Genomic DNA, 12,701 nt, shown 5'->3' with positions numbered 1-12,701 from the left:
CCCCTGCGCCGAAGCTTCGCGCGCGTGTCGCGGCGATGCGTGCAGCCCGTGCGGCCCTTCCCGCAGTTCAAGCGCCGCCTGTTTCGAATGCGTCATCAGCTCCTCCGGTGCCAAGTATCGTACTTCCGCAGGTCGAAGCAGCGAGTCCTCTCAGTGCGGACAATGAAGGAGCACCTTCTAGCGCCTGGCTTCGTCAAAACACCAGCTTTGCCGTGAGCATGGTTGTGCACCTGATGGCCTTGATTGCTTTGGCTCTGTGGAGCGTCGATGCATCGCCGGTACGGGGCCAGGTCGAGTTAGTGGGCACACCCGCCGAGGCGGAACCCGAGGCTTTTGTGCAGATGCTGACTCCCGCCGAACCGGTTGATGACCTGGATGAACTGCTGTCGCAGGCAGCTGGCGATATGACCGACTTGCCCGATGGGAGCGATCTGGCGCTGCAAGACTTCAACACCGATATTACTGCGCCGGGCTCGTTCGACTTCAGTCGCGACGTGATCCCGAATGGCGAGTTGATGCAGGAACTGGGCGGCGGAGCAGGGAGTGGTGAAGGTGGCGGTGGCAGCGGCGGATTGGGCCCTGGCCTGGAAATAGGCAACATGATGCAGTTCGTCGAGCGGCTGCAACGAGCGGGCGCGAAGACCGGCGACGTTCAGATTTCGCTGATTTGGGACAACTTTAACGACCTCGACCTGCACGTCATCACGCCGCGGAACGAGAACATTTTCTTCGGTCATCGGCGGTCTCGCTGCCGGGGCGAACTCGATGTCGATATGAACGCTGGCGTGGGTACGTCGCGCGAACCGGTCGAGAATATCTATTGGGGCAAAGGCAAAGCGCCCTTCGGCAAATTTCGCGTGGCCGTGCACCATTTCCGCAATCACGGGGCCCCAGACCCGACGCCGTTCGAGCTGCGCGTGCTTGTCGACGGCAAGACCGAGGTCATCAAAGGCGAAATCTCGCTCGGCAGTCCACGGCTCATCATGTACGAATTCGAACGCAAGCCCGGCGATGGCCTGCTGAGGTCTGGTCCGGCGAGTGTCTCGGCTCCCTCTCCGAATGACGATTTTCCGCTGTTAAGCGGTCGCCGATATTCGCCAAGTAATCTTCTGGAAAATGATTGACCAGCGATGCTGGCAATCAGTAAGTTGGCGGGCACTTGTCGTTGGCGCGTTATGCGCAGGGAGTCTTATCAGCCACTGGAGTATGCGAGGGCCGAAAAATGCTCGTTCGTGAGATTCTGTCGCACAAAGGACACGCCGTTCATACCTGCCACGCCGATGACACCTTGGCCGATGTCGTCGCTTGCCTGATGCATCACAACTGCGGCTCGCTCGTCGTAATGAAGGGCGAAGAGATGGTCGGTATTGTTACTGAACGCGATGTCCTACGCAGCTGTGCCGAGGCGCGTGGACCGCTCGACTTTGTGCAGGTCAGCGATCGCATGACAACGGACCCCATCACCGCTCGTCTCGATGACGAAGTTGAAGGGCTGATGGGCGTGATGACCGAACGCCGCATCCGTCACTTGCCCGTGCTCGAAGAGGGCCGCTTGTGTGGCGTGGTCTCCATCGGTGATGTGGTGAAAGCTCATCACCACGAGTTGTGCCAGGAGAATCATTACCTCAAGAGTTATATCCTGAGCTAGTTCAATTTCTCCACGTCGGTCTGCTGGGGTGAGGTTCTCACTCCTCGATCTGCACGTACTTCAATCTGCCGCTCGCGCCACTCTTGATCGTCACGTCGGCCTTTCGCACGCCGAAGTGCTCGGCGATCAGGCGTATGAGTTCTGCATTGGCTTTGCCATCGACGGGCGGCGCTCTGACTCGCGCGAGCCAAGTGCCATCGGACTCTGCGCTCAACTCAGAAGCGCGGGCATTCGGTTTCACTTTGACTTGAATGGTTCGCATCAGCCGTTCGCGGTGCTACGATGTTCGCGCAGGACAACAGTTTTCCAGCGCCAGAGTATCACCGATGAGCACCAAGGTTGCGATTGTTACCGGAGCGGGATCGGGCATTGGTCGCGCGGTGGCGCTGGCCCTGCTGCGTGAAGGTTATACCGTGGCACTCGCGGGACGAAGAGCCGAGGCACTGAAGCAGACGGCGGAACTTGCGGCCGAGCAGCGCGCGAGTGCGCTCGTTGTGCCGACTGATGTCGCGGCCCCAGCTTCGGTTCGCAGCCTGTTCGATCAGGTGGTCGAGAAGCATCAGCGCGTCGACTTGCTCTTCAACAATGCCGGCATGGGCGCGCCGGCAATTCCCATCGACGAACTCAAGGTCGAAAAGTGGCTGCAGCTCATCAGCATCAATTTGACCGGCGCGTTTCTCTGCACGCGCGAGGCCTTTCGCGTGATGAAGGCCCAGCAGCCTCGTGGGGGAAGGATCATTAACAATGGTTCCATCTCGGCGACGACACCGCGGCCGAACTCGGCTCCCTACACGGCCTCGAAGCATGCGATCACGGGCCTTACGAAGTCGTGTGCCCTGGATGGCCGGGCCTTCGACATCGCCTGCGGACAGATCGATATCGGCAATGCCGGGACGGATCTCACCGCCCGGATGGCCGATGGCGTCCCCCAGGCGAATGGCACGCTGGCCGTTGAACCGACCATGGATGTGGGCCACGTGGCCAGCGCTGTGGTCTATATGGCCAGCTTGCCGTTGGACGCGAATGTTTTGTTCCTGACGGTCATGGCCACCCAAATGCCGTTCGTTGGAAGGGGTTAGACAAGGGATATTTACCTTCTGGTAACCTGACGCGGACTAGGAGGACTGGGAAGAAGGCGTTAAATTCGAGGTGGGAGATTTGGAATCACTGGGTCGTTGGGCCTGGGTGAGCGGAATCCCTGCATCGCGGCCGGGTCAGGCTGAATAGAATTACCGCAAACAGTTACTGCATTAGCAGTTAGATTTCGTCCAAGGGGCCAGGCAACCAGTCCGTGCCAGCGTTCGAGCGGGCAACCGTAAGTCGCAGCACCGAGAACGGGTGTTCGCGGCCCGCCGATTGTGTCGAAGATACTGGTCGACGAGACGATGTGCAGCAACGTGCTTGGGTGCTTTTTTCGCACCCAAGTGACGGTGGCCTAAGGCTTTTTGTGGTGCTGTCCGGATTGAGATTTGTTAAGGTGCAGTCTTGGTCGAAGCGACCGATTGTCGCCGGCGACCATTTCATTGGGTTGGGAGATACTCGTGGACCTGGAACGTTTTTTTAAGCCATACAATCCACCGACCACGTCGCTGATCGATGCCCTGCAGTACTGGACGGAAAAGCAACCCGACGACACCGCTTACATCTTCACCGATGGCGAGTCGGAAGAAACCAAGCTGACTTTCTCGCAGTTCAATCAGCGCGTCCGCTCGATCGCGAAGCGCCTGGTCGACGAAAAGCTCGCCGGCGAGCGCGTGCTGCTGCTTTATCCGCCGGGCCTGGAATATGTAGCTGCCTACTTCGCCTGTCTGGCCGCCGGTGCCGTCGCTGTTCCCGCGTATCCGCCACGCCGCAATCGCAACATGATCCGCATTCAGGCGATTGCCGACGATGCGCAAGCCAAGGCTGCGCTCATCACTGGCGATATTGCCGACCGCAGCGGCGACATGCTCGATGAAACCCCGAACCTGAAAAAGCTTCTCTGGCTCGCCACCGACGAAATCGCCAGCGACAGCCATCAAGGCTGGCAACCCGGCAAGCTCGACGGCAAACGCCTGGCGATGCTGCAGTACACCAGCGGTTCAACCGGCACGCCTAAGGGCGTGATGCTGACGCACGGCAACCTAATGACCAACCTGCAGCTAATCACGTACGGCTTCGAGCCAGGCCGCAATGGCATCGGCCTGTCTTGGCTGCCGACGTATCACGACATGGGGCTCGTCGGCGGCGTGTTGAACTCGATGTTCCTCGGACGTCCTAGCGTGCTGATGTCGCCGATGACGTTCTTGCAAAAGCCCATTCGCTGGTTGCGCGGCATCAGCAAGTATCGCGTTACCATCAGCGGTGGCCCGAACTTCGCCTACGATCTGTGCACGAGCAAGATCACCGACGAGCAACTTGCCGGAGTCGATCTCAGCAGTTGGGAACTCGCCTTTAACGGTGCCGAGCCCGTCCGCGCCGAAACACTACACAAGTTCGCCGACCGCTTTGGCCCTTATGGTTTCCGGCTGAAGTCGTTCTATCCTTGCTATGGCATGGCGGAAACGACCCTCATCGTCACTGGTGGATTCAAAGAGAAGGAACCACTGCTCCGCACGTTCGACGGCAAGCAGATCGATCAGCGGCGCGTGCGCCCTTGCGACCCCAAAGACGAAAACGCTCGGGAATTGACGGGCTGCGGTCGTGTGTTGCCGGAAGAGCGCGTGGCCATCGTCGATGCCGACATGCTCAACGAATTGCCCCCCGGTCGCATCGGCGAAATCTGGGTGCAAAGCGGTAGCGTGGCGCAAGGTTACTGGAACAAGCCCGAAGCGACGCAATCGAACTTTCACGCCTACACTGCCGGCAAGAACGAAGGTCCGTTCCTTCGCACCGGTGATCTAGGGTTCTTCCACGACGGAGAACTTTTCGTGACCGGCCGCTTGAAAGATCTGATCATCGTCCGCGGAGTGAATCGTTATCCGCAAGACATCGAACAGACGGTCGAACGCGCCAGTCCGCGCATCAACTCGGGCGAAGTCGCCGCCTTCGCTGTCGACCTGCATGGTCGCGAGCGTTTGATCGTCGTGGCCGAAGTCGAACGAACTCGCCGCAGCGACTGGAGCGATGTCATCGCCGCCATTCGGCGCGATGTCACGCGCGAACACGAACTGCCGCCCGACGCCGTGGTGCTGGTGCGGTTTGGCTCGATTCCCAAGACCTCCAGCGGCAAGATTCAGCGGCATGCTTGCCGCGAAGACTTCCTCAGCAATCAATTGCAAATCACCGCGCAATGGCTCAGCTGGGAACAGCAAGAACCGGGCACCGAAACCGATCACCTGTTGCCTCCAGCAGTTGCCTTGGGCGACGATGTGGACTCGGCAACGGTTCCAGGCGATCCCTCGAAAGAGCCCAATCCAGCTGTCGTGCAGATCGTGATCGAACACGTCAAGATGATCGCCAAGGAGCGGGCCAAGACCGTTGCGCTCGATAGCAACATCGTCACCGACCTCGGGCTCGACTCGCTCGAGCGTCTGCAAATTGCCAACTCGCTGGAAGAGACCTTTGGTGGTCGCTTCCCCGAAGCAGTGCTTGCCGAAATTGAGACCGTCCGGCAAGTTGCCGCGGCGATTGAGCAGTACATCGGCACGCAGCCACTCGTGCAGCGGCAATCGACGGCCGCGGTCTCGACCGAGAACAAGACGCTCGCCGATATCGGCCCTGAGTGCTACGAATTCGATAAGATGCCAGAGTATCAACGGCTGCGTCAGACCATCGACATGCTCGAAAGCCTGGGCGTTGGAAATCCATACTTCTGCGTACACGAAGGGATCACTCGCGACACGGCCCGCATCGAAGGTCGCGACTTCATCAGCTATACGACCTACAACTACATTGGTATGTCGGGTGACCCAATCGTGGGTCAGGCCGCGAAGGACGCGATCGATAAGTACGGCACCAGCGTGTCGGCCAGCCGGCTGGTCTCGGGCGAAAAGCCCGTGCACCGCGAACTGGAAATGGAAATTGCCGACTTTGTAGGTCAGGAAGATTCCATCGTTTTCGTCAGCGGTCACGGCACCAACGAAACGGCCATCGGCCACCTGTTTGGCCCGGGCGATTTGATTCTGCACGATTCGCTTGACCACAACAGCATCATTCAAGGAGCGATCATGTCCGGTGCTCGTCGCCGGCCATTCCCGCACAACGATTGGCAAGCTGCCGACGAGATCCTCAGCGAGATTCGGACCGAGTATCGCAAGGTGCTGCTGGTCATCGAAGGGACCTACAGCATGGACGGCGACTTCCCCGACCTGCCGCGGTTCATCGAAGTGAAAAAGAAGCACAAGGCTTTCCTGATGATCGACGAAGCACACTCCAGCGGTGTGCTTGGCGATACCGGACGCGGCGTGGTCGAACACTACGGCTGCAACCCGCGCGATGTCGATCTTTCCATGGCCACGCTCAGCAAGTCGTTCGGCAGCTGCGGCGGGTACATCGCCGGCTCGAAAGAGCTGATCGAGTATCTCAAGTACACCACACCGGGCTTTGTCTTCAGCTGCGGTCTGACTCCGCCCGCGGCGGCTGGCTCACTCGCCGCGCTGCGACTGCTGAAGAAGGAACCTCAGCGGGTGCATAAACTGCGAGCGAATTCAGACTTGTTCCTGAAACTGGCGAAGGAAAAGGGGATCAACACGGGCTACGCCGGTGGTACCGGTGTCGTGCCAGTGATTACTGGCAACTCGCCCCACGCGCTCATGCTCTCCAGGGCACTTTTCAATCGCGGCATCAATGTGCAACCCATTTTGCATCCCGCCGTGGAAGAAGAGAAAGCTCGGCTGCGGTTCTTCATCAACTGCATGCACACCGAAGAGCAGATTCGCTACACGGTCGACTGCGTGGCGGAAGAACTCACCAAGCTCGATCCCAAGTACCTGCAAATGACCAAGCTCCGCGGTCCGCACATCAAAACCCTGCGAGCCCAAAGCGCGACGAATTCGTAGTGCCGCAGCGAACCAATGTGGTCGCCACGCTCCGTCGTGGCGCAAATCATCTCGCGGAGCGAGATGACTGCCTACCTGTTTGTTAGCCCTGGCTGAAACGGTCGCAGGCCGATATCCTGGTAGTTTGGCATTTCACCCTGTTTGACAGACGTTTGGGCTCGCTAGATTACGGCATGGATTACGGCATTATCACTCGCGTGATGTTCGAAAAAGGCTTTGGCTTTATCCGGCCCAGCCGCGGTCCCGATATCTTTTTTCCGGCAGTCGCCGTGCAAGATAACCGGTTCAACTTCATCCAGCCTGAACAGCCGGTGAAGTACGAACTGGAGCGCGTTTCGATTGAAGATCGCGAAGCCCGCAAGACGCCCTCGAAAGGCCCACGAGCTAAGATCGTCGTGCTGATCGATAAGATTCCCGGCGGTGAGTTGCCTCCTGATCCCGAGACGATGCGCGCCAAGCATCATCCCAAGTCGAAGGGACGCAAAGCGACCTGGAAGCGGAAGATCGAAGTCGGTCAGGTCATGCCGAAGCCCCTTCCCGAGATTCGCCCGATTGAGCCATTGCCGGGCGAAACACTTCCCGGTGATGAGGCGGTCGGTGGAGAGCCAGCCAGCGATACCCCCGTCGATCCTTCCGCGGATTCAACCGCACCCGAATAGGTTCCTTGACGAAGGCAGCGCACGATGCAGTTCACTCTTCGCTTCGCTGTGCTGCTCCTCATTGTCGTAGTAAGCTCGTTCGCGCTGGCCGAAGAGCCAAGCAAGAAGTCTGTTGAGGAAATTGCCAAGAGCGCGCGGCAGTCGATTGTGGTGGTCTCCATCTCCGGCCGCGATGGTGGCCAACAAGGTCTTGGTACCGGCTTCGTTGTCGATGCCGGCGGACTGATCGCTACCAATCTGCACGTCATTGGCGAAGCTCGCCCGATTCAAGTCCAAACCGCCGATGGCAAAAGCCTGCGTGTCACCGGCATTCATGCCACCGATCGAACTCGCGATCTGGCCATCCTGCGTGTCGCCGAGAAGAACTTGCCGGCGCTGCCGCTGGGTGATGCCGATAAGCTCGCGCAAGGCGAAGCCATCGTTGTGCTCGGCAATCCCCACGGGCTCAAGCATAGTGTGGTGGCGGGAGTGGTTTCCGGTACGCGAGATGTGGACGATCGCAAGTTGATTCAACTGGCCGTACCCGTCGAACCGGGCAATAGCGGTGGACCGGTGCTCGATATGCTCGGCCGCGTACAGGGCATCATGACCATGAAGTCGGCTGTCACGGACAATCTCGGCTTTGCCGTAAGCGTGAACGATCTGCGCCCGCTGCTCGAAAAGCCGAACCCCGTGCCGCTCGATCGCTGGCTGACCATCGGCACGCTCGATAGCAAGGAATGGACGACGCTCTTCGGCAGCACTTGGCAACAACGGGGTGGGCGGATCGTTGTCGCTGGCTTGGGTCAAGGCTTCGGCGGGCGATCTCTTTGCCTCGCACAAACGAAACCACCTGAGCGGCCGTACGAAGTGGCCGTGAGCGTGCTGCTCGACGATGAAGCCGGCGCGGCAGGCCTCGTGTTTCAGGCTGACGGCGGCGACAAACACTATGGCTTCTATCCCAGCAATGGCAAACTGCGGCTCAGCCGATTTGAAGGGTCCGATGTCTTTACCTGGCGCGTGCTCACCGAGAAGCCGGTCGCCGCGTATCGAGCGGGGCAATGGAATCGACTGAAAGTACGCGTGGAGAAAGACAAGTTTCTTTGCTACGTGAACGATGAGCTGGTCGTCGAATCGACCGACGACGTCTTCACTAACGGACAAGTGGGACTCGCCAAGTTTCGCCAAACGGCTGCGCAGTTCCGCCGCTTTGAAGTCGGCCCGCAAGTTTCCGATGCCAAGACCGACGCCAAGCTGATCGAGTCCCTTACAACCACCATCGAGACCTTGCCGGACCTGAGCGAGATCCGCGCAGATCAACTGGCCAGCTTGGAAAAAGAAGCTTCCCTCAGCAGTGAACTTCTCCGCGAACGTGCTCGCGAACTCGACGCGCGAGCCGTGGAACTGCGACGTCTCGCCGGTGATGTGCGGACGGTTGATATCTGCCAGCAACTGGCAAGAGTCGCTGGTGCCGATGTGAAACAAGTCGATCTGCTGCGCGCGGCGCTCTTGATTGCCACACTCGACGAAGAAGATATCGAAATCGAAGCCTATGTGCGGCAACTCGATCGACTGGCTCGCGAAGTGACAGCGGCCGTCGAGAAGGAAGCGAAAGAGAAACCAGCAGGTGATGCCGTGAAGCTCGCCGCGCTCAATCGCCTGCTATTCGACGAATTGGGTTTTCACGGCAGTCGCAGCGATTACTATAACGCGGCCAACAGCTACCTGAACCGCGTGCTCGACGATCGTGAAGGGCTTCCCATCACCTTGTCGCTGGTCTACCTGGAAGTGGCTCGCCGGCTGGATGTAAAGATCGTCGGCGTCGGTCTGCCGGGACACTTTGTCGTTCGTCACGAACCGGCCGAAGGGGACGCGCAGCTCATCGACGTGTTTGACGGCGGCAAGCACCTCTCGCGTGAAGACGCAGCCAAGTTGGTGCTCGATAATACGGGTGAACCACTGCAGCCTGACCATTTGAAAACGGTCAATGAGCGGCAAATGCTGCTCCGCATGTTGCAGAATCTGCTCAGCGTCGCTCAGCAGAAAAAAGATCGCGAGGCGATGCTGCGGTACCTGCAGGCCATCGTCGTCATCGATCCCGCTTCGCCACGCGAGCGCGGTCTGCGAGCGATGCTGCGGTTCGAGACCGGTCGCAAGCAGGCAGCTATCGCCGATCTCGATTGGTTCCTCACCAACAAGCCGGAAGGAATCGATCTCGAGCAGATCGAAAAGATGCAGCAGTTCTTTCGCGACAACAAACCCGAACGAATCGTGCCGTAGCGTTACTCTTCCCCGGGGCGAGGATCTTGCCATTGATCGAAGCCGAGCCAAAGTGCGCGGGCATGACGGTGGAGCAAGATCGGCAGGCCGACGACGATAGCGACCAGCACGGCGATCGTCTGCGTTTCCGTCAGTACGTTGGTGAAGAATAGAATGAAGTACGTCACCAGCGTGGCGACGGCGGTGATGCCGTAGTTGATGTAGATCGAACCGAGAAAGAAGCCCGGCTCGCGCTCAAACTTGAGTCCACAGTGCGAGCAGTTTTCGTGCATCCGAAACAGCCCTTTGAAGAGTGGGCCACGACCACACACCGGACAGACAAGCCGCAGAGCTCGACCGACGAGCTTGAGATAGCGAGACATGATTTTCCTAGAGAGGCGAGCAGGTGCATAAGGCAATGCTCAATTATAGCCGTTCGCGGCTTCGATGACGGGCGGCCCAGGTTTCAGGACTCAGGTTTCAGGTTTAAAGTTTCAGGTTCAGGCGGAGGATGTTCCCAGAAGAGATGCGACGACAGAAGAGGCAATTGAGAAATGCGCCCCATCGCACTACGATAGAATGATGTTACGAACCACCGGAAAATCGATGCAGGTGGCGGCGCTGATGCTGCTCCCTGCATCCATGCTGTTGCAGATAACGACCGAGATGCGATCCAGCGTAAGTGTGATGCTGCTCCTCATGCTGTTCGGCATCGCCCTATTCGGGCTGGGCCGGCTGCTTGAAGGTTTTGGTAGCCGAGCTGCGGGATAATCCATCATGCTCCGCTCGCCGCATCGTCTCTTGCTCCTCGTGGCGAGCCTGCTGTTGCTCACGAGGCAGTACGCTCAGGCTCAGTTCATGCCCGGGGCAACGAATCTGCCGCCGGCCGATTTGCAGCTGCTCGATTCGGCTGGTGCGGCCCATCTTGAGAATGCGCGCCAACTGCTGGCCCAAAAGGAGTGGGACGAAGCGGTCGAAGCAATTCGCCGCGTGCTCGAAAACGATGGCGGCCGACTGATTCGGGCCAATGTTGCCAGCGCTTCGCCGAAAGGCGAACCCGGCATTCAGTGGTTTGTCCCCGTGCGAGATTATTGTCATTGGCGATTGGCGGCTCTGTCTTGGGAAGCGCCTGAAGCGCTGGTGGCGTATCGCAAACTGGTCGATCCGCTCGCCGAACGCTGGCTGCTGGATGGGCGGCAGCAACATCAGCCCGCGCTCTTCCGACGCGTGATTGAGGAAGCCTGGGCCAGTCGCTGGGGAGACGACGCGGCACTCGCGCTGGGTGACGATGCACTCTCGCGCGGCGACTTGGTACAAGCTCGCTACTGGTGGGAACGGACGGGCCTCGGCTTTGTCACACGGGCCGGCGTGCCGTTGTGGCTGGTCGCACCTCCGCAATCATCGGCGGACGAAATTGCCAAGCAACTGCTGCCGATACGGGAGGTTAGTCCGTATTATCCCGACAGCGATCTTCCGCCGGCCGATGTGCGCGCCAGGTCGATCCTCGCGGCAATCTTGCAGGGCGAGATGACGCGCGCGCAGACCGAGCTTCGCTGGTTTCGCGCTCTGCACGGCAGCGATGCAGGAACGATCGCTGGTCGCAGCGGCAACTATGGGGAACTGCTGACGGCTCTGAGCGAGCAGGCCAAAGCCTGGCTGGCGATCGCCAAGCCCGCGACCACGTCCACCTTCGCGGGCACGCCCGTGCGCAACGGCGTGTACTCGCAGCCGCCCGATCCCGCGGGCTCGTCACTCTGGAGCATCAACTTGCCGAGACTCACTTCCGATCGCGATGTGGTCGGTGCCGGGCGGATGCGAGTCGCCGACGATATGAAAGCGCTGCTCGCTTACTATCCGGTGATCTGGAAAAACGATGTCCTGGTTCGGGCCGATGCTCGCGGCGATTCTTACCTGGCGTCGTACGACCTGACGACCGGCAAGCAGCGGTGGCGAATTGGCTATCAGCGGCAAGCTACGCGGATGGTCGAACCGCCGACAGACGACGGTTCGCTCGGCGAATACAACGATGCCCATGCCGACATGCCCCGGCACGTGGGCGTGACGCGTTACACGCTAACGGTACATGGCGACCAGGCCTTTGCGCGGCTCGGTTCGCCCGTCACCGTGCCACGCGCACATCGCCTCGATCGCTTGCTCGCCAAAGATCAAGGCTGGATCATCGGCATCGATCTGGCCGCCGAAGGGAAGCCGCTCAATGGTTTTCCGCTGCGACCAGAATCGGCCGAGTGGTCGTTTGAAGGTGCGCCGATTATTCACGAGGGTGCGCTGTATGTGGCGATGCGGCACGTCGAGGGTTCCCGCTCGCAGGTACACATTGCTTGCTTCGAACTGGCCACGACCTCGGTGCCGACCAGTGATGACGAAGACGATTCTCGCCCCATTGGCAGGCTGCGATTTCGCACGCGGATTGCTTCGTCAGCCACGCTCGGCGGCGGCAATCTCGACGAGGTCAGCCAACTGCTGCTGACGGCTGCGCATGGTCAGATTTATTGCAATACCAACGCTGGCGCGGTTGGCGCGGTCGATGCGACCTCCGGCCGGTTGAAGTGGGTGGCTACTTATCCCCGCTCCAGCTTTGGCGACGAAGCGAGCGGCGGCAGCACGTTTTTTCGCGATCTGAATCCGTGTCTCGCTGCCGATGGCCTGATCATTGTGGCGCCGCAAGACAGCGAACGAATCTTCGCGCTCGATGCCATCTCGGGGCAACTGCGCTGGCAGACACCAGCCGGCGTGGCGAGCGATGCGGCTCACTTGCTCGGCGTGCGCAACGGCAAGCTGATCGCCGCGGGAGATCGCGTTTATTGGTTCGCGGCGAATACAGGCCGACTGCTGACACAGTACCCGGCAGGTCGCCCCGAAGGATCGGCGACCGCTGCACCGTCGCCGCGCGGACTAGGGCTGGGAACACTCGCCAGCGATCAGGTGTGGTGGCCGACGCGCGAGAGCGTGTTGATTTTTGCGATCGAACCGGTCGCTACCGGAACGTCGTTCGCGCCGGCCATGATCCGCGAGATTCCACTTGTGCCGCGCAACGTGCAGGGTGGCAACTTGCTGATCGCTGGCGACAAGTTGCTTATTACTACGGGCACGCGGTTGTCGGCGTTTGGGCCTCAGCCCGCTTCACTACCGCCCGAGCGTCCCGAGGCACGTTAGCAC

Annotated in this window: 10 protein-coding genes; 8 read left to right on the top strand and 2 right to left on the bottom strand. The window is 59.8% G+C overall.

The genetic code is table 11. The features are described from left to right. Nucleotides 1–212 precede the first annotated feature (212 nt). Together NA78x_RS30195 and NA78x_RS30190 are read left to right on the top strand one after the other, a co-directional pair. Nucleotides 213–1,124, top strand: coding sequence for a YfaP family protein (locus NA78x_RS30195; protein ID WP_425616101.1), 912 nt, complete (start codon nucleotides 213–215; stop codon nucleotides 1,122–1,124). Between the two features lie 98 nt (nucleotides 1,125–1,222). Then, nucleotides 1,223–1,648: a CBS domain-containing protein gene (locus NA78x_RS30190; protein ID WP_425616100.1), complete on the top strand. Its 426-nt coding sequence runs from the start codon at nucleotides 1,223–1,225 to the stop codon at nucleotides 1,646–1,648. A gap of 37 nt (nucleotides 1,649–1,685) precedes the next feature. Here the strand turns inward: NA78x_RS30190 and NA78x_RS30185 are convergent, their stop codons facing one another. Continuing rightward, on the bottom strand, nucleotides 1,686–1,910 hold the full coding sequence (locus tag NA78x_RS30185; protein ID WP_425616099.1) for a DUF167 domain-containing protein: 225 nt from the start codon (nucleotides 1,908–1,910) through the stop codon (nucleotides 1,686–1,688). Between the two features lie 64 nt (nucleotides 1,911–1,974). On the opposite strand from NA78x_RS30185, the gene NA78x_RS30180 reads away from it, so the two are divergent. From NA78x_RS30180 to NA78x_RS30165, 4 genes are all read left to right on the top strand, one after another. Continuing rightward, complete coding sequence (locus NA78x_RS30180; RefSeq protein ID WP_425616098.1) at nucleotides 1,975–2,727, top strand: SDR family oxidoreductase; 753 nt, start codon at nucleotides 1,975–1,977, stop codon at nucleotides 2,725–2,727. Nucleotides 2,728–3,189: 462 nt separating this feature from the next. Then, nucleotides 3,190–6,627 carry an aminotransferase class I/II-fold pyridoxal phosphate-dependent enzyme gene (locus NA78x_RS30175; protein WP_425616097.1) on the top strand — a complete coding sequence of 1,146 codons (3,438 nt, stop codon included), beginning with the start codon at nucleotides 3,190–3,192 and terminating at the stop codon, nucleotides 6,625–6,627. Nucleotides 6,628–6,800: 173 nt separating this feature from the next. Continuing rightward, a complete protein-coding gene (locus NA78x_RS30170) occupies nucleotides 6,801–7,286 on the top strand; it encodes a cold shock domain-containing protein (RefSeq protein ID WP_425616096.1) in 486 nt (161 codons plus the stop codon). Nucleotides 7,287–7,310: 24 nt separating this feature from the next. Next, nucleotides 7,311–9,545 (top strand): tetratricopeptide repeat protein, encoded by a 2,235-nt coding sequence (locus tag NA78x_RS30165; RefSeq protein ID WP_425616095.1) that lies wholly within the window; start codon nucleotides 7,311–7,313, stop codon nucleotides 9,543–9,545. 2 nt (nucleotides 9,546–9,547) lie between these two features. Here the strand turns inward: NA78x_RS30165 and NA78x_RS30160 are convergent, their stop codons facing one another. Continuing rightward, nucleotides 9,548–9,907, bottom strand: a complete 360-nt coding sequence (locus tag NA78x_RS30160) for a DUF983 domain-containing protein (RefSeq protein WP_425616094.1) — start codon at nucleotides 9,905–9,907, stop codon at nucleotides 9,548–9,550. Nucleotides 9,908–10,106: 199 nt separating this feature from the next. Here NA78x_RS30160 and NA78x_RS30155 point away from each other — a divergent pair, with 199 nt between their 5' ends. Both NA78x_RS30155 and NA78x_RS30150 read left to right on the top strand, forming a co-directional pair. Next, nucleotides 10,107–10,295, top strand: coding sequence for a hypothetical protein (locus tag NA78x_RS30155; protein ID WP_425616093.1), 189 nt, complete (start codon nucleotides 10,107–10,109; stop codon nucleotides 10,293–10,295). Between the two features lie 6 nt (nucleotides 10,296–10,301). Continuing rightward, nucleotides 10,302–12,698: a PQQ-binding-like beta-propeller repeat protein gene (locus NA78x_RS30150; RefSeq protein ID WP_425616092.1), complete on the top strand. Its 2,397-nt coding sequence runs from the start codon at nucleotides 10,302–10,304 to the stop codon at nucleotides 12,696–12,698. The last annotated feature ends 3 nt before the right edge of the window (nucleotides 12,699–12,701 follow it).

This window comes from Anatilimnocola aquadivae (assembly GCF_049819085.1).
Classification (GTDB): domain Bacteria; phylum Planctomycetota; class Planctomycetia; order Pirellulales; family Pirellulaceae; genus Anatilimnocola.
This window is presented reverse-complemented; position numbering and strand designations above follow the sequence as displayed.